Source organism: Cytobacillus sp. ABV4_503, assembly GCF_056158445.1.
In genome coordinates this window covers 923,685-945,290 of the sequence record NZ_JBSWTH010000001.1, presented here as the reverse complement: position 1 = coordinate 945,290, position 21,606 = coordinate 923,685, and the positions used below count along the sequence as shown (strand labels likewise).

The window sequence follows — 21,606 nt, the reverse complement described above, 5'->3', positions numbered from 1 at the left end:
TTATATCTTGGGAAATGCTATATACGAATTATAATTTTGAAAGGAGTGCAGTGCATCATGAATAAAAAATTACTATTAGTATTGTCTTTTTGCATTATTTTAATGGGGGCCGCTATATCCGTTAACGCCGAAACCGCACCAAAGGAACAATCACCGGCACAAGAGCAGAAGCATGAACACCATCACAGAATGATTGATGAATCCCAAATGAAATCCCTTCTGGAGCAAGGATTCACCAAAAAGGAAATCTTCATAGCTGCCCACATTGCAAAGTTTTCAAATAAACAGGTTGCAGACGTATTGGCATTTTATAAAAAAAATAACTCTTCCTGGGAAAAAACAGCACAGCAGTATGGAGTGGATTTAGACAAAATAAAAAAGCATCCTCATCACATGGATAAGTTCCTTGAAACTAATAAGCAAGTTGTTATGCAAAAGGTCTCCGAGTATTCCGGCAAGTCCCCTCAAGTACTGCAGGGGTATCTTGACAAGGGAGTCCCTCTTCGTTTCCTTATTTCCGGTGCAGCCATGGCAAAGGCGGCAAATAAGGATTTAAACGAAATAATTCAAATGAAGGAACAAGGAAAATCAATGCCTGAAATAAAAAAGGAACTGAACCTGGAAAAAGAACAAATCCATGCAGAAATGAAAAAACTGGTTGATGAGATTCACAAGGAAGTCAGAAAGACAAAATAAAATGTTAAAACCGCAGAGGCCACACCTCTGCGGTTTCGTTTTATTTAAAACAGAACTATAATGAAGGGCAGAGGTGAACAAAATGACAGAAGAAAACCCGTCGTACCCAGCCGATCTGGATGAAGAAACCTTATTCATGGTTTCCCAGACATTCAAAGCATTATCAGATCCAACCAGGCTTAGAATTCTTCATTTATTATTTCACGGAGAGTATTCGGTAAATGAGATTGCCGAAAACCTATCACTGCTTCAGTCTACGGTTTCTCACCAGCTGCGCTTTTTGAAAAACCTGCGGCTTGTAAAATTCCGCCGTGAAGGAACCACTCTTTACTACAGCCATGATGATGAACACGTCATTAGTTTATTGAACCAGGCAATCGAACATAGCCAGCATTCATAATAAAAGCGGAAGCGCCTTGCCCACGAAGGAACGCAGACTAAGATCGCCACGTCCTGTGGCAACGTCTGCATGACCCGCATCCTGCGGGCCTCAAGCATAAGACGAGCCTCACGGTAAGGCGTCCTTTGCCTTGCTGGGAGGATTGGCTTATGACCTCGAGGGGGTAGGCGCTAGAGCTAGACAGTTATCGTTGTTAAAGATTAATACTTTCTTATTTCATGAATAAGCTGTCCTTTAGCCCCTATTAATTGCAGCTTTCATTATGGCCGGGGCAGCCCTTTCTTTCTCCTTCCACTTGAATTGTGCTATGCTCAATGCCATATTCATCATGAAGTACCGATTGCGCCGCATGAAGGACTGCATCGTGGCCGCCTTCATGTTCAATCACAAGATGGCAGCTAAGGGAAGGGAACCCAGAAGTAATCGTCCAAATATGAAGATCATGAACATCTTTTACATGTGCAAGGCCAAGGAGTTTCTTTTTTATATCCTCAGGGTTCAGGTGGGAAGGCGTCCCTTCCATTAAAATATGAAAAGACTCTTTTACCACCCTCCATCCGCTTATTAGGATGAGAACTGCTACCATTACACTGGCTATCGGGTCCGCAATGCCCCAGCCGAAGAAATAAATTAGAAGCGCAGCTGTAATAGCTCCAACAGAACCAAGCAAGTCACCAAGCACATGAAGAAAAGCGCTCCTAACATTTAAATTGTGATCCTTATCCCCACTCATTAATATAAATGCTGCTGCGATATTTACGAGAAGTCCGATTGATGAGATTACCAGCATACCCATACTTTGAACAGCCGGTGGTTCAAGAATGCGGTGGTAAGCTTCATAGAAAATATAGAGAGAAATCAAGAGCAGTGTGATTCCATTAATTGAAGCAGCAATAATTTCAAATCGTTTATAGCCAAATGTTTTTGAATTTGTCGCTTTTTTTTCCCCTATTTTGATGGCCAGAAAACTTAAACCAAGCGCAGCTGCATCACTCAGCATGTGTCCGGCATCCGATAGGAGCGCAAGGCTGTTAGTCCATATGCCTCCAATTACTTCTACAATCATAAATGAAGCAATCAAAATAAATGCCCACATTAAAGCCTTTTTATTGCCTGTGTGATGGTGATCATGTGAATGCCCTTGCCCATGGCCATGACTGTGTCCCATTCATTCAACCCCTTTATATGAATATATGCTCATATATATTATGTATGAATTTGGCTTATTGTTCAATGATTTTTTATTGTATTCTTTTTATTTAGACTAAAAGAGTGGAGTCAAACATTTTTTGATGATCTCCAGCAGAAATGCATTTTCTTCAAAGCAACTTTAGGATTCACAAAAAGGCTGCCTGAGTATACAGGCAGCCCTTTTCCTTATGCAAGATAAACAAAATAACCCATAAATGCAATACATAATCCATACATGATCGGATGAATTTCTTTTGGCCTTTTCAATGCCAGCATTGTGATTGGGTATAAGATGAAGCCAAGAGCAATCCCAGTTGCTACACTGAAAGTCAGCGGCATCATTAAGATGGTTACAAATGCCGGAATAGCAATCTCCAGTTTCCCCCAATCTATGTGTTTCACTTCCATAGCCATCAGTGCTCCGACAATGATAAGTGCCGGAGAGGTAACTTCGGCCGTAATGACACCGAGCAATGGAGAAAAGAATAATGCAATAGCGAAGCATGCAGAGATGATAACAGAAGTAAAGCCTGTCCTTCCTCCGGCCGCAATCCCTGAACTGGACTCAATCATGGAGGCAGTTGTAGAAGTTCCAAGCACAGAACCGACTACAGTAGCACTCGAATCTGCCAGAAGCGCTTTTCCCGCATTAGGGATTTCATTATTCTTCATCAACCCCGCCTGGCTTGCAATGGCGATTAAGGCTCCAGCCGTATCAAAAAAGGCAACAAATAAAAAAGTGAATATGACTGCCAGCATTTCCGGGGTAAAGATTTGATCAATATTCTGAAAAACTTCACCAAATGTCGGTTCAAGGCTCGGAATGGCCCCCACAATTTTTTCCGGTTTATCAATAAGGCCAATTAACATTCCAGCAACAGCTGAAATGACCATACCATAAAAAATGGCACCTTTAACTCCCCTTACCATTAACACGATTGTTAGGATAAAACAGAAAACTGCCAGCAGCGTGACTGGGGATTTAAAATCGCCAATTGCAACAAATGTCGCCTCATTTCCTACAATCAAACCGGCATTTTTCAATCCGATAAAAGCAATAAAAAAGCCAATCCCACCTGCTATTGCATGCTTTAAATCCTTGGGTATAACGTTAATAATTTTTTCCCGTATTTTTAATAAGCTTAAAATCACAAATAAAATCCCTGAAACAAATACACCAGTTAAAGCCGTTTGCCATGGAATGCCCATCCCGATGCAGACAGAAAAAGTGAAGAAAGAATTGAGTCCCATGCTTGGTGCAATCCCAATTGGATAATTGGACAGCAAGCCAATTAATAAAGAGCCAATAATTGCCGACAGCGCCGTAGCCGTAAAGACAGCTCCTTTATCCATTCCAGCCTGGCTAAGTATAATTGGATTTACAATTAATATATATGCCATTGATAAAAATGTCGTTAAACCTGCGATTGTTTCCTGTTTGTACGATGTTTCTCTTTCACGAAACCGGAAAAAAGATGACATGCCATTCCCTCCTTAATTAATAAGACTGTTTTCGCAAGGTTTGTTGCTATTTGTGTATTATTTGCTGAGTTGATTGCAGCGGAAGGTGCGAGACTCCTGCGGGAGTAGTGGGACAGGTGAGACCCCGCAGACGCGGAGCGTCGAGGAGGCTCACCGCCCGCCCCGCGGAAAGCGAGCAGTCTGGAGCGGAAATCAACGGACAACATTGATAGGCGAAAAAAAACAATTTATACGAAAAGAGCCATTAGTAAACAATAAAAAAAGCTCCGCAATGTGCGAAGCTGCCATAAGTTAACAGAAGAAAATAGCATGCCGATTCGAACAAGCTATATCCCCTGTAGTCAAGCTATTTACGGCAGCCCGGTAGAAACGCTCAGACCCTATCTCTGAACATATACAGGTTAAAATGTATGGCCTCAGAAAACCAGTCGATCAATGTCCTGTGCCAACAAAATTATATATTGATATAATGAAAACAATTCTAGCAAACTCAAATATGAAGGTCAATTCTTTAATTTATTCTGAGAATTCCCCTTTATCCTGGAGTTGGTTAAAGGGGTTTAATGTTAATTTTTTGTTGTAATGGGTAAACAATAAGGAAGACATAGGCGCCTTGGTTACCCCGACACCTCGAGGGGAGAGGCGGCGGGACTAGCAGTAATTGCAGTTCGAAAATTTTCTTAAAAACCAGCAAAAGGAGGCAGGCCACAATGTTTATTGTATATGCAAGCTTGATTCTTATTGCAGCATCTCTGATCTTTCTGGGCATATATGCTTTTAAAGCTTACAAGGATGCCAAACCGGCAATTAAGAAACTGACAGCTATAAGCACTGTTATGCAGCTAAAAGCTGATCAATTGAAAAATGGGGTTGACGAACTGACTGCAACTCAGAAAGAAATTCAAAGAGATATCAATTACAAAAAACAAACCTTTAATAATACGGTATCCGCTGTAAAGGAAACACCGAAGAAAATTAAAAAATGGTGGAACATTAAGATACCTTTTATCCACCAGATCAAATAAAACGAGGGCTGAGCCCTCGTTTTATTTTTTCCTATTTTATTGAAAGTGTACGATATGCTTCTGCATCTGTTTGTACCTTGGAACTTTCTTTGTCATCTTTCTTTCCGCTGCCCGGCTTGAATGTATTATTCCTGTGATAGAGGGCACTGATTTCCCCGCCAATCACAAGTGCAAGTCCGGTTAAAAAGAACCATAGCATTAATACAATTACTCCGCCAAGGCTTCCGTATGTGGCGGAATAATTCCCAAAATTGCTTACATAAAAGGACAACCCAAAAGATATAAGCTGCCACATAACAGTTGCGGCTATTGCGCCCGGCAAGACCTGTTTGAAAGGAAAATGTTTATTCGGTGCCACCTTATAAAGAATGGCCAGGACTGTAACCATGATCACAAAAGCAATAGCCCATCTCAATACATTGATAAGTATCTGCATCCCATCAGGTATATTAATAAAATTCTCTACAAAGTTCATGATAATTTTTCCGAACACGGGAAGAACCATAGCAATGATGAATGCTGCCAGCAAACCCAGAGTCAAACCTATGGATATCAGTCTTGATTTAATAAATGACCTCGTTTCCTCTACATCAAAGGCGTCATTCATGGCTCTTATGAAAGCCTGCATTCCATTAGAAGCGGACCATAAAGTACCTATGATACCGAACGTCAGCAGTCCGCCATTCGGCTTCGTAATGATATCCACTACATTATCTTCAATAACATTAAATGAATCTGACGGCATTACACTCTGCAAGTAAGATAATGCTTTTTGAGGATCCAGTGAAAGATATGGAACAATGGAGATGAGCAGAATTAACAAAGGAAAAACGGAGAGCATATAATAATAGGCTTGTTCGGCTGCAAGCCCGGTTGCCCGATCATTCTTAAATTCCTTTCCGAGCTTCTTGCCAAATTGAATAACCTTATGCATTTTACTACTCCTCCCTTAATCAGCTTAAGCTTGTATGTGTTTATTTCCCCGAAGACCTTTGAGCTAATCGTATTTTAATAAAATATTCATTCCATTTTTGATAGATAAATAAAAAAGATCCCTTTCCGCCAGAACGGGATTTATCCTTATAAGGGCAAACAACTTATCAGAATAAAACTCGATATCCCTCATTTAATATAAGAAATGTTATAATTAGATATAGTCTTAATCAGTCTTATCGAATAATTAATTTGAGCTATAATGGCACAAGCTATCATATTATGTTATTAGCTCATTAAAGATGCTCGTTCAGTCTGACAGTGTTTAATACATATATTAATTTTTCATCACTTAAAATGGGGGTCATTTATGAACGTTTCACTTGAAACTGCTGTTGAAGCAAATGTACATAAAGGGTTGACTAAAGGCAAGCTTGCAAAAAGGATTTTCTTCATCATACTTGGTGCCATACTTATGGGTGTCGGAATCGAAGAGTTTCTGGTCCCCAATAAAATTCTGGATGGCGGAATAGTAGGAATCTCCATTATCCTCTCTCACTTGTCCGGCTGGAAACTCGGCTGGTTTATTTTTATCTTGAATATTCCATTTTTTTACATCGGATATAAACAGATAGGGAAAACCTTTGCTTTGTCTACATTGCTGGGCATAGCGGTATTATCAGCCACCACCCTCCTCTTGCATGACGTTCCCGTGTTTACAGAGGACTTGCTGTTAGCAACAGTATTTGGCGGCATTGTTCTTGGCGTTGGTGTCGGTATGGTAATCAGATATGGGGGATCTTTAGATGGAACTGAGATACTGGCCATTCTCGTAAATAAAAAACTCCCGTTCTCTGTCGGGGAAATCATCATGTTTTTCAATATCTTCATTTTTGCTACTGCAGGCTTTGTTTTCGGCTGGAACCGGGCCATGTACTCAATCCTTGCATATTTCATTGCTTTCAAGACAATTGATGTTGTCATCAGCGGGCTGGATGAATCTAAATCTGCATGGATCATCAGCGACCAGCATAAGGTAATCGGCGAAGCGATTATGGCACGGCTGGGACGAGGCGTTACCTACTTAAATGGGGAAGGCGCATACACTGGGGATGACAAAAAAGTAATTTTTTGTGTCATTACCAGACTTGAGGAAGCAAAGTTAAAATCCATTGTCGAAGAAATAGATCCGAGTGCTTTTTTAGCAGTTGCAGATATTGCTGAAGTGAGAGGAGGCAGATTCAAAAAGAAAGCCATTCACTAAGATAAATATCAAAGTGATTAAACTAAAAGGGAACAGCGTCCGCTGCCCCCTCCCTATTAATTAAAAATATCCATCCAGATTTTGATTGATGTTGCCAGAATTAAAACTGCCAAAATGACTTGAAGAATTTTTGTGTTTACTCTTTTTCCTGCAGCAGCTCCTAATGGAGAAGCCATTAAGCTGGCAATTATCATTATGGCAGCAGGAATATAGTCCACCTGGCCAGTTGCCAATTTTCCAGCTGTAGATCCAATTGATGAAATAAACGTGATGGCCAGTGATGTCGCAATCGTCATCCTGGTAGGGATCCTCAATACAACCAGCATAATAGGAACCAGTAAAAATGCACCTGCTGCACCTACTATTCCAGCTCCGATGCCGACAATCAAAGCATAGAAGGCTGCAAGCCATTTGTTGAACTTTACTTGATCCAAAGGTATATCATCCAAGCCTTTTTTCGGCACGAACATCATGACTGCGGCAATTAAAGCCAATACACCATATACAAGGTTGATGCCGCCTTCAGTCATAAACCTTGAACCATAGCTTCCGATTAAACTTCCGATTAGTATTGCTGAACCCATATAAATAATAAGTGTTTTATTCAGGTATCCGCCTTTTCTGTAAGCCCAGACCCCCCCTATTGTTGCAAAAAACACCTGTACTGCACTGATTCCGGATACTTCGTGAGCAGAAAAAGCAGCTAATCCAAATAATGGCGGAATGTATAAAAGCATAGGGTATTTAATGATTGAGCCGCCAATTCCTACCATGCCGGAAATGTAAGACCCGATAAAACCAATTAAAAATATAACGATAAAAAAAGTTAAATCCATGTGGCTATCTCCTCCTTTTAGCGATAAAAGGGAGTAGAAACCCCCTTTTACCTTTCAATAGATTAGCCCTTTTTTATCCAGAACTTTAAAATTCCGTTGTCATCCTCATGTTTTAAAAGTTCATGTCCTGTTGACTCTGTCCAGGCAGCCAAGTCTTTGACTGCGCCTTTGTCGGTTGTATGAACTTCAAGCACCTGGCCTGATTCGATTTCCCCTATCGCTTTCTTTGTTTTTACGATTGGCATTGGACAAGCTAAACCTTTTGCATCCAGTACTTTTGCCGTGTTCATGTTTTCATTCCTCCAGTTTTTTAAATTATCTATGCTAAAGTTTTTGAATTCAGGTAATTATCTTACAGCACAGCGGTTAGGACCGATTTCCATCTCTCTCTGTTTTTCTTCATCGGGGCTGATTTTCCCCATATTTGTTTCGCGGATTTCCTGATAAGCATTTGGCTGAGGTGGAAGATTTTCAGAAACTAATTTTCTGAACTCTCCTTCGTCATCAATATTTAAACCATGATTTTCAGCAAATAATGTGCCAAGTTTCCCAGAAACACTGCCATCTTCATTCAACTCATCAATGATCATGAAGTGTGCAGGCATAACAACTAATTCACTTGATAGCTCCTTATAGCGCTTATAAAGTGTCTCCCTTAAATCGCCAGCCCAGTCACCGGCTTTTCCTGCAAGGTCCGGTCGGCCAATTGAATCGATGAATAAAATATCGCCTGATAGAAGGTACTGATCATCTACCACAAATGATGTTGATCCAATTGTATGGCCTGGTGAATAAACAGCTTGAATGCTGATCTTAGCAGAACCAATCATTACCTCATTTTCATCTTCAAGACGGCTGAATTCAAATGTTACTTCTTCTGCATCCTTAGGAGGAAGCCAGTAAGAAGCACCCGTTTTTTCAGCAATTTTGCGTCCGCCTGAAATATGATCTGCATGCAGGTGTGTATCAAAGACATGCTTGATCTCCGCATTCTTTTCGGCAGCAAAATCAGTAAATACGTCTGTCATTCTTGTTGCATCCACGATTGCAGCTTCACCGTTTGAAATCACCATGTAAGATAGGCAGCCTTTTCCGATGCGGACGAATTGATAGATTTCTCCGCCACCCTTCAAATCGCCCACTTTAACTGGCTCAAGGTGTTCACTCCATGATTTCATCCCGCCTGTCAGATAGGAAGCATCGCGTCCTGCTTCTTCAAGCATTTCTGCGACCATTACGGAAGAACCTTCTTTTGCACACACTACTAAAATCTCTTTATCAGCTGGAATTTTATCAAGAATAGGCTCTACTCCATCAAGAAGATCGAAGTAAGGAATGTTAAGATGTTCGAAATGTTTACCTTCGATTTTCCAATCATTAAAGTCACTTTCATTGCGCACATCTAGTATAAATAGCTCTTCATTTTGAATAACCTTCCTTGTTACTTCTTTAGCAGTCATTGCTTTCATAAACTTATACCCCCTGATGTATATTTTATTATAAAATTTTTTAATTCACTTTAGTTTCTGTCGGTCCATTCCAGCCAGACATTCCCGGCACTACATTAATTATGTTCGAGAAGCCTTTTTTGGTTAATGCCTGTGAAGCCATATCACTGCGGCTGCCTGTACGGCATACTACATATATCTTTTTATCTTTATCCAGCTCGCCTATTCGTTCTTCAAGTTCGCCAAAAGGAATGGAAACAGCGTTTGGAATATGTCCAAATGCATATTCAGCGGGTTCCCTTACATCAAGTACAACAATCTCTGAATTTGATTCAAGTTCTTTTTTAAGATCTTCGTTAGAAGCAATAGTCTCAAAATTTGCTGCTTCTCGCTCTTCATTTTCACTTGCTTTGCGGATATAGTGCATAAGTACATCACCTTCTTCGATTGTCCCAAGATATTGATGTCCCGAACTTTTTGACCAGGCCAGAATATCTGCCTTTGAACCTTTATCCGTTGCAAGTACCTCAAGTACTTCACCAGGGTTTAGATTATTAATTGCCTTTTTTGTTCTTACAATTGGCATTGGGCAAGCAAGGCCTTTTGCATCTACCGTAAAGTTTGCTTTTAATGTTTTCATTTAGATATCCCCCTATTTTAAAAATTTGGTTTAGATGAATAAATTTACATTTCCATCTTCTGCATCTGCCAGGTACGCTGCTACACCAGCATATTCAACGCCATCAATAATTTCATCTGGTTTAAAGCCCAGAAGATCCACTGTCATCTGACAGGCTACCAGCTTAATATCCTGTTCTTTTGCCATATCAATCAAATCTTTTACTGGCATCGTGTTGTGCTTTTTCATTATATCTTTAATCATTTTTGGACCCATGCCTCCCATATTCATTTTTGAAAGACCCATTTTTTCAGGGCCCCTAGGCATCATTTTTCCAAACATTTTTTCCAAAAATGATTTTTTCACTTGAATAGGCTCATCTTTCCTTAGAGCATTCAGTCCCCAAAAAGTGTGAAAAATTGTTACCTCATGGTCATAAGCAGCTGCTCCGTTCGCAATGATATAAGCTGCCATCACCTTGTCATAATCTCCGCTGAATAGAACAATCGTTGTCTTCTTCTTATCCATTCTTCTTCCTCCTTTTACCCTAATGGGTATTCATATAATCAAAAAAAATAAAGTTTATATTGTTATTGGTAACCATGTCTACATACCTTGCGGGGTATATATTAAAGTATGCTTTACTTTCTGTCAATACCCCTTTTCTTTTCGAACATCAAGTTATTCTATGGGACCTTCCCAGTTCATCATACCGCCGCTCATATTGATCACGCTAAAACCCTGGCTTTCAAGAAAACGGGCAGCTAGTCCACTGCGGCTGCCTGATCTGCAAACCATTACATATTCTTTATTATTATCCAGTTCATGCATGCGGAATTCAATTAATCCAAGCGGAATATGAATGGCTGATGGAATCTTCCCTTCCTTAATTTCATCCACCTCACGCACATCGATTAAATTCAAAGGTTTCCCGGCAGCTATTTTCTGCTCAGCATCCTTTGCAGTCATAGTTTTCATATGAAATATCCTCCCTTATCTCCAGGCGCTCAGTCCGCCTCTGATATTTGTTATATTTTTAAAGCCTTCTTTCTTCAGGATTTTGCTCGCTTTGCTGCTTCTCATTCCACTTTGGCACATGACAACTACTTCCTGATCCTTTGATAGCTGGCTCTTTTTCTGGTGAAGCTGATGAAGAGGCATATTGACAAATCCCGGAACATGGAATCGTTTATACTCTGCAGGTGTTCTCACATCAATATATTGCTTGTTATTATCCTTTTGTTCGTTTTGCAGCTGAGCAGGTGTCATCTGCCTGACTCCTTTAACTGGAATCATTTTTCGAACTAAAAAGATAATAAGAAGAGCAATAATAACTCCATTTACAATGGTCATTTGTTAACCTCCAATTATAGATCTCATTAATACCCTATAGGGTATATAGTAACTAAAAAAAATGAGGAAGTCAACAGTCTTTTATCTGCTTTTAACAAGTAAATTGACGGCCTCTTCAATAATACTTGAGTTTGCTGTACCCTTTTCAGCATTTTCTATAATGCACTGTTCAAGATTTTGACTGACAATAACAGCGATTGCTTTATCAATAGCAGAACGGGAAGCAGTTAGTTGAGTAGTAACAGATTTGCAATCCTTCTCATCTTCCATCATTTTCAAAATACCCCTAAGCTGCCCCTCAGCTCTTTTGATTCGGTTTTTTGATCCTTCATCGTATACCATATTTTTCACCCCATTTATTTGGTGGAATGACAATCAGGGATTGAGAATGACTACTTATTCAAAACCCTTTTTGCGCAGCAACCTCGTAATATCATCTGCAATATTAATTCATTACAACTCACACTATATACCCCAAAAGGTATATAGTCAATATTTGAATTTTTTCAAAAGAAAAACACCCAAACGGGTGTCTTTTGTTTTTGCCTTAGCAGCAATCGCTTTCATTGCCTAACAAAACCAGTCTTTCATTTTCCTTATCATGGTCCAGAATCATACTTACTGTATGCGGCTTGATTTCCGGGTCAAATGCAACCTGGATTTCACTGATTGTTTCGATTATATCGTCTGCTTCCGGCTCATCCAGAGCCAGTCCAATTTGTGGGCCTCCTCAGCCAAAGCCCGCGAAGTATACTCTAATGCCGGCCGCATCTTTCTCTTGAAACACTTGCTTCAATAGGTCCCGAGCTGAATCTGTAATTTTCAAGATTATCACCCTTCCTGCAGTTTCTGAATGGATCCAAGCTAAATATCAGTAACTGGGAATTCAACAAATAGCCTATTCCCAATACCCCCGCTTGTACTCGTTAATATTACTGCAATACTCCCCAGGAAGAAAGTATTTAGTTTATATCGTTCCCATTTCTTTATAAACATGTTTATTTTAAATACCCAAAAAAACGAACCACTTCAGATGTGGTTCGTCCTCCATTATTATAAGTATTTTCTATGAATGCTCTTCCCATCGTAAGTGAAAAGCATATTCTTGCCTTCAACAATGGTTTCCATATGGACTCCTCTTCCCCAAAGCTGGTATACGTATGGGAGTACTTTTTCAAGATATTTAAGATCCAGCTCAACTCCTTCAAACCAGTGCTTAAGGTAAAGCTCTCCATTCTTCATATAGTCGCCGTCATTAACCGTTAAATATGGGAATCCTCCATTTACACGCATGCTGACAAGCTGATCGCGAACATGCTCCCACTGTTTATCAACAATTTTATAATCCTTCCCCTGCTTTTGGAAAAGGTACATATCTTCTCTCATGACAAGGTCTTTTGTTAAATAATTTCTCAAAAATGAAATGTCTGATTCGATTTCACGTACCTCAAACATTTTTTCCCTGCCTGAACCTGGCACTACACCGCGTCTCTTCATTTCCTCCGACGGATTGTTATACCTCTCTTCAATATCCTCAAAAATTTTCAGTCCCAGATAATATGGATTGATTCCTGTTCTGGACGGCTGAACCACTCCTGCATTCAATTTGGCAAATTCAAGCGCTTCTGCAGATGTCAAATCCATTTCCCTTAAAATACGCTGATGCCAATAGGAAGCCCATCCCTCATTCATGATTTTTGTTTCGAGCTGCGGCCAAAAATAGAGCATTTCTTCCCGCATCATAGTTAATATATCCCGCTGCCAGTCGGTGAGCTCCCTGCTGTAGCTTTCAATGAATAACAGTAAATCCTTTTCGGGTTTTGGAGGGAATTTCTTTTTCTTCTTCTTTGGCTCATGCTTTTTGTTCCTTTCATCCAACCCCCATAAATCATCATAAGGGCTAGACGCTGCCGTATCACCGCTGCTTTCATATTCATCTTCCGTACTCCATGAGAGCTTCGGCCTCATAAGAGACGGATCAATATGTTCTTCAATTGCCAGAACTGCATCAAGGAAAGTTTCCACTTCCTTCTTCCCAAACTCAATTTCATATTGCCTGATTCTTTCGGCAGTTGCAGCCATGCTCTCTACCATGTCCCTCTTTGTGTTTTGAAAACGGACATTATTTTTAAAGAAATCGCAGTGTGCTAAAACATGTGCAACAATTAATTTGTTCTGAATAAGGGCATTGGAATCGAGCAAAAACGCGTAGCAAGGATCCGAATTGATTACAAGCTCATAAATTTTTGATAATCCTAAATCATAATGCAGCTTCATCTTATGAAACTGTTTTCCAAAGCTCCAATGCGAAAACCTGGTCGGCATGCCATAAGCCCCGAATGTATAAATGATTTCTGCAGGACAGATTTCATACCTCATCGGGTAATAGTCCAAGCCAAACCCATTTGCAATTTCAGTAATTTCCTGAATGGCATATTCCAATGACTTATTTTCTTCTTCTCGCATTGCCACTCCCCCTTTTAGTCCTTACCATAATCTATGAACCAACAAGAGGATTGATGAGTAGTCTCTTCATAAGCTTGTTACAAATTACAGCAAAAAGCGGAGCATTCCGCCCCGCTTTCCACTTAGAATTAGTCACCCAATTCGACTTTTAATACTTTTCCTGTTTCAGCATCAATATCAACATCTGCTTCGCCTTTTTTTGTTTGCAGTTCAACTTCATATAGGATTTGACCATCGTCTTCATCTATTTCAATTTCTTTCAACGTTCCATTAACCTCTTTTTCAGCTATTTCAATAGCCTTTTGTTCGGAGATTATATTTTCCCCATTTACCTCTTTTTCGGACTGATCATTGTCATCATCGTCGTCACGCTCTTTATTAAATGATATAACTTTTCCATCTAAGGCATTAATCTTAATATCGAAATCTTCTGTCCCGTTCTCAATATCAATTTCATAATACTGATTGCCATTTGCTCTTTCCAATTCAATGCTTTCTACTCTTCCCTCTGCTTCAGAAAGAGCAATCTTCTTCGCTTCTTCTACAGTAATCAAATCCTGTACTGCTTCTATTTTACTCCCGGTGCTTCCTTTTCCATTCGTATCTGCTGCACCTGCTGCAACAGCACCACCCAGCAATACAGCTCCTGCCAAAGAAATAACTGCAAATTTTTTGTTCATTTTATTCTTCCTCCTTTTTCTTTTCTACATGTTCAATATAACCGGTGAAAATGAGAGAAAAAGGATAAGAAAATTAAAATTTGATGAGAAAGGGATTAATCATCCCAGGTAACCGACAACACTTTTCCTGTAATAGCATGGATCTGGACAGCTGCTTCCCTGCCATCATCCTTTTCTATCTCAATAAGATAATAAGATCCCTTGTCTGTTTCTCCAAAGCTGATATCATCCACTTCCCCAGGTTCATTTTTTAGAGCAATCTGGACGGCTTCCTCTTCGGTTAGATTTTTGACAGGGACCTTAGTTTTCTCAGTAGCACGAGATAAAATTTCACCATTCAGAGCATCAACAATAATCTTAATCTTCTCTTCATCTTTCTGAACGATTGCCTCAAAGGCTGGCTTTTCTTTCTGAGTCACTTTTTTCAGGAAGAGTAATTCACCAGATTCTTCTGCCTGAATAATTCCCTTTATTTTTTCTTCATCAAGCTGTTTCTGTTCACCATTAGAAGTCTGATCCTTTTTTTCAAATGAAAGAATTTCTCCCCTGTTTTCACTCAGCATTATTTCATAGAACCCTTCTCCTCTTTTCATTTCAATCAAATAAGTGCTATTCACTTTTTTCAAATTCAGAATTTCTCCCTGATATCGGTCTTTTATTAATTCCCTGGCTTCACTTTCAGTGATGGATTCAGAAGCAGAGACATTAATGAATTGTATTACAGCAAATACAAGGAGCGCAGCAAGCAGAAGCCCCGAAGCTGAAATTATTATAAGTTTATGCTTCATTTCCTTACACCTCTTTACTTATCTTATTTCTCCATTATCTGATAATAAAATGAGAAAATGATGAGAATGGTTAAGTTATTTTGATGCTTATGGATGCTGCAGTTCCTAATCCTTCAGTACTTTCGAGTCTGATCTCAACCCCTAGAGCATCAGCGATTTCTTTGGCAAGAGCCAGTCCCAGTCCCGATCCTCCTGTTTTTCTGTTTCTTGCCTCATCTACCCGGTAAAAACGGTCAAACACCCTTGGCAGATCCTTCTGGGGAATACCCATACCGCGATCTTCAATCCGGATATAAACTTCACTTTTCTCTATCCCAGCATTAACCCTTATGACATCATCACTGTATTTCCTGGCATTATCCAGAAAAATAAACAGGAGCTGCCTTAACTTATTTTCATCCGTTTGAATAAAGGTATTATCAGCCAATCTGAATTCCAACTGTATAGTCCTTTTAAAAGCATCTCCGTAAGTCCGAATAACTTGGGTTAAAAAACTGTTAAGATCTATCAATTTCAAATCGAGCATCCACTGGTCATCATGCCGTGCAAGCAAAAGAAGCTGTTCTGTCATTTCCTTCATTCTTAATGCCTCTGAATGAATGGCTTCTATTGATTCATTAAATAATTCAGGTTCTTTCAATCCTCTTCTCTTAAGCAGGCTTGAATAACTCTCAATAACAGTTAATGGGGTTTTTAACTCATGGGAAGCATTTGATATAAAAAGTTTTTGCTTTTCATAATTGGATTCAAGAAGATCTATCATATGGTTGAAGGTTTCACCCATTTGATGCAGCTCATCCTGAGATTTTTCCTCCAGTTCAAGACGTTTGAATTGGCCGCTTTTTCTAATTTCTTTCATGGTGGCTGTCATTGTTGCAACAGGCCTTGTAATAAACTTACTAAGGATAGCGCTGGAGATTAGAACGGGAATCATTGCCAGGACTGTGACAATCCCTAGAACGAAGCGTAGAGTCCTTAATATTTTTTCTGCACTTTCCATGCTTCTGGTCAGCTGAAAGCTCCCTATTTCACCATCTGGAAGGATCACTGGTGCAGACGCAAACATATAGGCCTTCTTATCACTTTCCATTGTTTTTATCAATTCATTGCTGATATACTCTGCAGGAATTTCACTGAGCGCCTTTTCATCCGCAGATGTTGAGGTTACTGCCTTTTTATCCGGCTGAACCAGTCTTACCATCCCACTTGAAGGAACAAGTGCCCTAAGCAGTTCAGCTTCCGGAACATTCCCGATTGAACTTTGTGCAATTTTTGTTATATTAGCCATTTCATTTGAAATGGCCGCCTGCTCATTTTCATATATTAATTTGCTGAAAACAGCATAAACAGCGATATTCATGACAAGCAGCAATACGGCAAAGAGAACGGTTGTATACAAATAAATTTTCTTCCTAAGATTCATTTCGTCTCCTTTAATACATACCCTACTCCGCGGATTGTATGGATAAGAGAAGGCATCTCAGGCAAGTCTATTTTCTTGCGCAAATATCTGATATAGACATCCACGACATTTGTGTCCCCCAAAAAGTCATATCCCCAGACGGCCTCCAAAATCTGTTCCCTGTTCAGGACCTGTTTTTTATTTGTCATTAAATACACAAGTAAATCAAATTCTCTGGGCGTCAGTTCTATGAACTGATCTCCCCTGCTGACTTCTCTTGTTTTTTCATTGAGCTTTAAATTTGACACTTCCAGACAATCATTAGCTGCCGTTTCTTTGGCAGCCGCTGACTTAACCCTTAATGCCGCCCGAATCCTCGCAAGCAGTTCCTCAATCTGGAAAGGTTTTGTTATGTAATCATTCGCACCCAAATCTAAACCAGATACTTTATCTTCCACTGAGCTTTTAGCCGTCAGCAGCAAAATGGGGGTCTGTTTATCCTTGCTGCGAATTCTTCGCAGAATTTCAATTCCGCTAAATCCCGGCAGCATGATATCCAGAATAATTAAGTCCCAGCTGCCAGTTCGATAAAACTCCATTGCCTGAAAACCATCCATTGCCTTTGTCACTTGATAGCCCTCGAATTCAAGTTCAATTTCCAGAAGCCTGGCGATCTTAGCTTCATCTTCCGCAACAAGAATTGATTCCTTCAAAAAACTCACTCCCCATATTTGACGCTTATATTCATAATCCAAGATTATCAGAAAGATTTGTTTTTATCATTATTTTAAATAAGGGGTTTGCTGGCCAAATTCAATGAAAAAAGCCCCCGAAGGAGCTTACTGAGTCTTTCTCTCTACAGATAGGCTAACCGCTTTGTTATCCTTGAGATTATGTGTGACCAAAACCATCACAGTTACAGGCTTCCCATCTTCTTTTACTGTAAATGTGAAGGTGTCTGTCACATCTGTTTCGGTAACTTTTTTCCTTCCTCCGTACTGATAATCCACTACCTCTTCCCCAGGATAATCTTCCTTTACAACTGCGATGGCAATTCTTCCATACTTTTCATAATCCGGTTTTTGGACAGCTCCTGCTAAGGAGCCTCCCCCGGCTAATAAACAAACCAGCATAAACATCGTTAAATACTTTTTCATATATCCTCCAAAGCATGTGTCGTTAATTATATTTTTGGCTCAGTTTTCAATTTTATGTATGGGATTGTGTTATAAATGCATGTGGCCAATATACAGGTAAATGATGATAACCCTTTGAAATCAACAAGTCCAAGATTTACTTCGAAATAAAATTCTGCATCATCATAAACTATAATCAACTCCTGAAAGAGGAGGAGAGGATAAATGAATAAAGTGGATTATGACCGTGCGCTATATTACACGCACCGGTCAGAATGGGATAACCTGCTGATCCTGATGGTCAGAACAGATGATCAATTTCTTTCGAAGAAGATCGAACATTTCCTTCATGCCTACAACTTCGAAAAAGACTATTCTGTTATTGAGAAACATTTATATTCACTCTTGAGATATATTGACCATGCCAATGAATTATCGGAAAAACTGCTGCCAAACACAGTATTTTATGAACTAACTTAAAAAAGAATTCCACCAATAATAAAACACGGATTTTTGGGTCCGTGTTTTTGTATTTGTTTTATTTTAATTCCTGCTTAATTTGACCATACGCCTTCATATAAAGCTGAAGTTCTTTCATTAATCCCTCAACAAGCTGGGCAGGTTCCTCAAAAAGGCCATCATTTTCATAATCGAAACAATGCGGGTCCAGGACCAGCTGCTTAGGAATGACATTGGCGTATACACCCCTGCCCGCAATTCTCAAATTATTAAGGGCATTGATGCCGCCTTTTCCGCCTCCTGCCACAACCAGCAAGCCGACTGGCTTATGGGCAAATTGCTCGCTTCCGAGAAAATCCAGCGCATTTTTTAGAGCTCCGCTCATAGCACTGTGATACTCAGGGGAAGCAAGAATAACCCCATCAGAATCTGCAATCTGCTGGCGCAGCTTTTTAACGGCAGACAGCTGATATTGATCTTCTGTTCCATTATATAAAGGAATTTCTCCAAGACTTAAATCGATCAGTTCAGCATTATATTTCCTTGCAATATAACGAGAGGCTATTCCCGTTCTTCCCTTAGCTCGCGGGCTTCCATTAATAATCGTAAGCTTCATTCTAAACTCTCCTTTTAGTTCCTATATTCTTTAGTATATAGAAATATGCGCTTTTAAACATCGTCAGTATGGCTGAGTTTTATAAAGCTTATCTTAGGACTAATTCAGTAAATATCTTCTGCAACTTTAGGATGATTTTTTCAATTTGAATCTGCAATACCATGACGCACTGCATATAGTGCTGCCTGTGTTCTGTCAGCAAGTTCCAATTTGGACAATAAGTTGGAAACATGTGTTTTGACTGTCTTTTCTGTTATATAAAGGGATGAAGCAATTTCTTTATTGCTTTTCCCTTTTGCAATTTCCCGCAGAACCTCCAGTTCTCTTTTTGTCAGTTCTTCCAGCGGCTGCCTTTCTATACTGTTTTTATTCGTTAAATGTGTGAGCAGATGGGAGGTGGCTTTTGGATGCAGCTGGTTCTCCCCTTTCATCAGCTGGATAATTGCCTGAACAAGAATATCCGGCTCAATGTCCTTGAGCTGATACCCTGAGGCCCCCGCCTCAATTGCCGGAATCACATGATCCTGGTCTGAAAAGCTTGTGAGTATCATGATCTTCACTTCAGGGCAGCTTGCTTTAATTTGCTTTGTGGCTTCAATACCATTCATAACAGGCATATCCAAGTCCATTAATACAACATCAGGCTGGTTTGTTTGCATCATCTCTACAGCTTCACGGCCGTTTTTTGCTTCTCCGATAATTTCTATTTCCGGCTGTGTTTTCAGAAAGAATACAAGACCCCTTCTTACAACATGATGATCGTCCGCTATTAAAACCTTGATGGCCATCTATTTCATCCCTCCCTTTTTCAAAGGAATGATAATTTCAATTTTCGTTCCTTTGTTTGGCTCTGTTTTTATTTTAAATAAACCATTCAGTGCTTCCGTCCTTTTCTTCATGCTTTTGAGCCCGAGAGAAGGGATATCATTTTCACGATAATGAAACCCTCTGCCGCAATCGGAAATCACCATTTCAACTGTTTTTTCATCCACTGTCAGTTCTAAATCTGCTGTTGATCCACCAGAGTGTTTTTTGCAATTGGCCAGTGCTTCCTGGCCAATTCTCCATAGTGTCTCTTCCACTTTTCCGGGCAGACAGATCACACCATTTACTTTTGAATTGAGCTTCAGGCCAAGCATTTGGCTGTAGGTCTGCATAGCACATACAATCCCATTTTCCAGGCCGCGGGGTTTCAGCTGCCAGATAAGTGCCCTCATCTCGCTTAAAGCTTCCTGTGCGAGATCCTGCATGTAAGAAAAGGTCTCTTTAATTTCAGGGCTATCAGTCATTTCAGCCCCTCCTCTTGCCGTTAAGCTTAAGGAGAATAATAGCTGGTTAACTGAATCATGCAGGTCCCTTGCCAGCCTATTTCTTTCCGCAGCAAGAGCCGTCTCCTGTTCCAGCTGCGTCAGTTTGATTCGTTTTATAGCCGTTCCAATTTGAAAAGCTACCGATTCCAGCAATGCCAATTCTTCAGGTGAAAAATGGGTTTTATCAGGTGAGCCGATATTAAGGATCCCAAACTTTTCTTCCCCTGCTCTCAGCGGTACGGAGGCATGATGGGTAAGCCCGTTGGTATCCTTTCTTTGCTCGGCAATGGCATCTTCTATTCTTTTGCATTCAATAATGTTCGAAGCTTTGTTTAATCTGCCGTCATTATAGCGGTCAATACACCAGCAGTCTCCCTTGCACATCGGTCTGCAGTTATCCGCTGAAAGAGCAGGCGGCAGTTTCTCTTCTGCTGCCAGGCGAAACTCCCCTTGGCTATCGATTAGAAATACCCATCCCGTTTCAAGACTGGTAATATGAAGCAATTTCTGCAGAACCTCTTTTAAAAGGGAATCAATTTCTGTTCCTTCATTCAACAGTTCTGCTATTTCTTTTAAAATTCTGATTTCAGATTGCCTTTTTTCCCCTAACACCCTTATCCCCCTTGGAACTTTCATATTATGTACTTTTATTATATAACTTTTATTCCCTTTCTTCCTTGGCATTTTGGAGGAAGCGGCCTGCGACTAAAGTTGTAGACAGAAAAACACCGAAGAGGAGGCCTCTCCGGTGCATATATTATGCAATTGGATAGTTTTGAACAAATGGATGAAGGACGATTTCGTCTATCAGCATGTGTTTCGGCGCAGACGCCATGTAAACAACAGCATTGGCGATATCTTCGACCTTTAGCCAATCTCTTTTCTCTTCAAGCCCCTGCTTAGATTCCGCAAAAAACGTATCTACCATGCCGGGATTAATGGTTCCGACGCGGATACCGTATTCTCTGACTTCCTGAGCTAAAGATCCCGAAAAGCCCTGCACTGCATATTTTGTAGCTGTATAGGCTGATCCATTGGGGATGGTGTATCTGGCTACGTCTGAAGAAATGGTAATGATTGTACCGGATTTACGCTCTTTCATGTACGGCAGTACTGCCTTGCATCCGAGGAAGACTCCCTGCACATTTACTTCAAAGACCTTTTTCCACTCGTCCAGTGTTGTTTCATCAACCTGCTTAAAAAAGCCCACCCCTGCATTGTTCACCAGAAGATCAAGCTGTTTGTACTTCTGAAGAGTTTTTTCAACTGCATCCTTTACTTGGGCTTCATCTGAAATATCTGCTTGAATGGGCAGTACATCTGCAAATCCCATTTTCTTGAGATCTTCAGCAGATTTATGAACTTCCCCTGAGCTTCCAATCAGGGTAAGCTTCATGCCCTGCTTGGCCAGTTTAACAGCAATTTCCTTGCCGATCCCTCTTGATGCACCTGTTACGATTGCCGCTTGTCCCTTTAACATCGAATCTTCCTTTCCGGATAAT

The 21,606-nt window shown here is 40.1% G+C and carries 26 protein-coding genes and 1 riboswitch; of the genes, 5 read left to right on the top strand and 21 right to left on the bottom strand.

Translation table 11 applies throughout. From position 1 onward, the window contains the following. The first annotated feature begins 57 nt into the window (after positions 1-57). Positions 58-696 carry a hypothetical protein gene (locus ACXAD1_RS04875; protein WP_206834901.1) on the top strand — a complete coding sequence of 213 codons (639 nt, stop codon included), beginning with the start codon at positions 58-60 and terminating at the stop codon, positions 694-696. A gap of 82 nt (positions 697-778) precedes the next feature. Then, the gene (locus ACXAD1_RS04870; protein WP_206834900.1) at positions 779-1,096 is read left to right on the top strand and encodes an ArsR/SmtB family transcription factor; all 318 of its coding nucleotides are present in this window, start codon (positions 779-781) and stop codon (positions 1,094-1,096) included. A gap of 244 nt (positions 1,097-1,340) precedes the next feature. Here ACXAD1_RS04870 and ACXAD1_RS04865 read toward each other — a convergent pair whose 3' ends face one another. Both ACXAD1_RS04865 and ACXAD1_RS04860 read right to left on the bottom strand, forming a co-directional pair. Next, on the bottom strand, positions 1,341-2,264 hold the full coding sequence (locus ACXAD1_RS04865; protein WP_206834899.1) for a cation diffusion facilitator family transporter: 924 nt from the start codon (positions 2,262-2,264) through the stop codon (positions 1,341-1,343). A 209-nt stretch (positions 2,265-2,473) separates the two neighbouring features. Further along, positions 2,474-3,769, bottom strand: a complete 1,296-nt coding sequence (locus tag ACXAD1_RS04860; protein ID WP_009331492.1) for an NCS2 family permease — start codon at positions 3,767-3,769, stop codon at positions 2,474-2,476. Between the two features lie 318 nt (positions 3,770-4,087). Then, a riboswitch (purine riboswitch) is annotated at positions 4,088-4,189 on the bottom strand. Positions 4,190-4,479: 290 nt separating this feature from the next. On the opposite strand from ACXAD1_RS04860, the gene ACXAD1_RS04855 reads away from it, so the two are divergent. After that, positions 4,480-4,794 carry a DUF948 domain-containing protein gene (locus ACXAD1_RS04855; RefSeq protein WP_275722860.1) on the top strand — a complete coding sequence of 105 codons (315 nt, stop codon included), beginning with the start codon at positions 4,480-4,482 and terminating at the stop codon, positions 4,792-4,794. A gap of 31 nt (positions 4,795-4,825) precedes the next feature. On the opposite strand, the gene ACXAD1_RS04850 is transcribed toward ACXAD1_RS04855, so the two are convergent. Beyond that, entirely contained in the window at positions 4,826-5,728 is a 903-nt protein-coding gene (locus tag ACXAD1_RS04850) for a YihY/virulence factor BrkB family protein (RefSeq protein ID WP_474909590.1), read from the bottom strand. A gap of 369 nt (positions 5,729-6,097) precedes the next feature. Here ACXAD1_RS04850 and ACXAD1_RS04845 point away from each other — a divergent pair, with 369 nt between their 5' ends. Next, positions 6,098-6,991 carry a YitT family protein gene (locus ACXAD1_RS04845; protein ID WP_206834895.1) on the top strand — a complete coding sequence of 298 codons (894 nt, stop codon included), beginning with the start codon at positions 6,098-6,100 and terminating at the stop codon, positions 6,989-6,991. Between the two features lie 56 nt (positions 6,992-7,047). Here ACXAD1_RS04845 and ACXAD1_RS04840 read toward each other — a convergent pair whose 3' ends face one another. From ACXAD1_RS04840 to ACXAD1_RS04775, 14 genes are all read right to left on the bottom strand, one after another. Next, on the bottom strand, positions 7,048-7,827 hold the full coding sequence (locus tag ACXAD1_RS04840; RefSeq protein WP_206834893.1) for a sulfite exporter TauE/SafE family protein: 780 nt from the start codon (positions 7,825-7,827) through the stop codon (positions 7,048-7,050). A gap of 62 nt (positions 7,828-7,889) precedes the next feature. Continuing rightward, complete coding sequence (locus tag ACXAD1_RS04835; protein ID WP_206834891.1) at positions 7,890-8,117, bottom strand: sulfurtransferase TusA family protein; 228 nt, start codon at positions 8,115-8,117, stop codon at positions 7,890-7,892. 57 nt (positions 8,118-8,174) lie between these two features. Next, complete coding sequence (locus ACXAD1_RS04830) at positions 8,175-9,296, bottom strand: MBL fold metallo-hydrolase (protein WP_206834887.1); 1,122 nt, start codon at positions 9,294-9,296, stop codon at positions 8,175-8,177. 40 nt (positions 9,297-9,336) lie between these two features. Next, positions 9,337-9,915, bottom strand: coding sequence for a sulfurtransferase TusA family protein (locus tag ACXAD1_RS04825; protein ID WP_206834884.1), 579 nt, complete (start codon positions 9,913-9,915; stop codon positions 9,337-9,339). 30 nt (positions 9,916-9,945) lie between these two features. Next, positions 9,946-10,422: a DsrE/DsrF/DrsH-like family protein gene (locus tag ACXAD1_RS04820; RefSeq protein ID WP_206834881.1), complete on the bottom strand. Its 477-nt coding sequence runs from the start codon at positions 10,420-10,422 to the stop codon at positions 9,946-9,948. A gap of 153 nt (positions 10,423-10,575) precedes the next feature. Beyond that, positions 10,576-10,872 (bottom strand): rhodanese-like domain-containing protein, encoded by a 297-nt coding sequence (locus ACXAD1_RS04815; RefSeq protein ID WP_206834878.1) that lies wholly within the window; start codon positions 10,870-10,872, stop codon positions 10,576-10,578. Positions 10,873-10,887: 15 nt separating this feature from the next. Beyond that, positions 10,888-11,247 carry a rhodanese-like domain-containing protein gene (locus ACXAD1_RS04810; RefSeq protein WP_206834876.1) on the bottom strand — a complete coding sequence of 120 codons (360 nt, stop codon included), beginning with the start codon at positions 11,245-11,247 and terminating at the stop codon, positions 10,888-10,890. An 81-nt stretch (positions 11,248-11,328) separates the two neighbouring features. Continuing rightward, on the bottom strand, positions 11,329-11,589 hold the full coding sequence (locus ACXAD1_RS04805; protein WP_206834874.1) for a metal-sensitive transcriptional regulator: 261 nt from the start codon (positions 11,587-11,589) through the stop codon (positions 11,329-11,331). Between the two features lie 711 nt (positions 11,590-12,300). Then, positions 12,301-13,713, bottom strand: coding sequence for a SpoVR family protein (locus tag ACXAD1_RS04800; protein WP_206834872.1), 1,413 nt, complete (start codon positions 13,711-13,713; stop codon positions 12,301-12,303). A 128-nt stretch (positions 13,714-13,841) separates the two neighbouring features. Continuing rightward, positions 13,842-14,393 carry a PepSY domain-containing protein gene (locus ACXAD1_RS04795; protein WP_474909589.1) on the bottom strand — a complete coding sequence of 184 codons (552 nt, stop codon included), beginning with the start codon at positions 14,391-14,393 and terminating at the stop codon, positions 13,842-13,844. A 95-nt stretch (positions 14,394-14,488) separates the two neighbouring features. Next, positions 14,489-15,181, bottom strand: coding sequence for a PepSY domain-containing protein (locus ACXAD1_RS04790; RefSeq protein ID WP_474909588.1), 693 nt, complete (start codon positions 15,179-15,181; stop codon positions 14,489-14,491). A gap of 70 nt (positions 15,182-15,251) precedes the next feature. Next, positions 15,252-16,604 carry a HAMP domain-containing sensor histidine kinase gene (locus tag ACXAD1_RS04785; RefSeq protein ID WP_474909587.1) on the bottom strand — a complete coding sequence of 451 codons (1,353 nt, stop codon included), beginning with the start codon at positions 16,602-16,604 and terminating at the stop codon, positions 15,252-15,254. Further along, positions 16,601-17,296, bottom strand: coding sequence for a response regulator transcription factor (locus tag ACXAD1_RS04780; RefSeq protein ID WP_206834862.1), 696 nt, complete (start codon positions 17,294-17,296; stop codon positions 16,601-16,603). The genes ACXAD1_RS04785 and ACXAD1_RS04780 overlap by 4 nt, the downstream gene beginning before the upstream one ends. A 126-nt stretch (positions 17,297-17,422) precedes the next feature. Continuing rightward, positions 17,423-17,740, bottom strand: a complete 318-nt coding sequence (locus ACXAD1_RS04775; RefSeq protein WP_474909586.1) for a DUF3889 domain-containing protein — start codon at positions 17,738-17,740, stop codon at positions 17,423-17,425. 204 nt (positions 17,741-17,944) lie between these two features. Between ACXAD1_RS04775 and ACXAD1_RS04770 the strand changes: the two genes are divergently transcribed. Next, positions 17,945-18,199, top strand: a complete 255-nt coding sequence (locus ACXAD1_RS04770; RefSeq protein ID WP_206834859.1) for a YhdB family protein — start codon at positions 17,945-17,947, stop codon at positions 18,197-18,199. A gap of 58 nt (positions 18,200-18,257) precedes the next feature. Here the strand turns inward: ACXAD1_RS04770 and ACXAD1_RS04765 are convergent, their stop codons facing one another. From ACXAD1_RS04765 to ACXAD1_RS04750, 4 genes are all read right to left on the bottom strand, one after another. Continuing rightward, positions 18,258-18,794: an NADPH-dependent FMN reductase gene (locus ACXAD1_RS04765; protein WP_370221824.1), complete on the bottom strand. Its 537-nt coding sequence runs from the start codon at positions 18,792-18,794 to the stop codon at positions 18,258-18,260. Positions 18,795-18,934: 140 nt separating this feature from the next. Further along, entirely contained in the window at positions 18,935-19,582 is a 648-nt protein-coding gene (locus ACXAD1_RS04760) for a response regulator (protein WP_370221825.1), read from the bottom strand. Then, positions 19,583-20,716: a GAF domain-containing sensor histidine kinase gene (locus tag ACXAD1_RS04755; RefSeq protein ID WP_370221826.1), complete on the bottom strand. Its 1,134-nt coding sequence runs from the start codon at positions 20,714-20,716 to the stop codon at positions 19,583-19,585. Between the two features lie 145 nt (positions 20,717-20,861). Further along, the gene (locus ACXAD1_RS04750) at positions 20,862-21,584 is read right to left on the bottom strand and encodes an SDR family oxidoreductase (protein WP_370221828.1); all 723 of its coding nucleotides are present in this window, start codon (positions 21,582-21,584) and stop codon (positions 20,862-20,864) included. Positions 21,585-21,606: the final 22 nt, after the last annotated feature.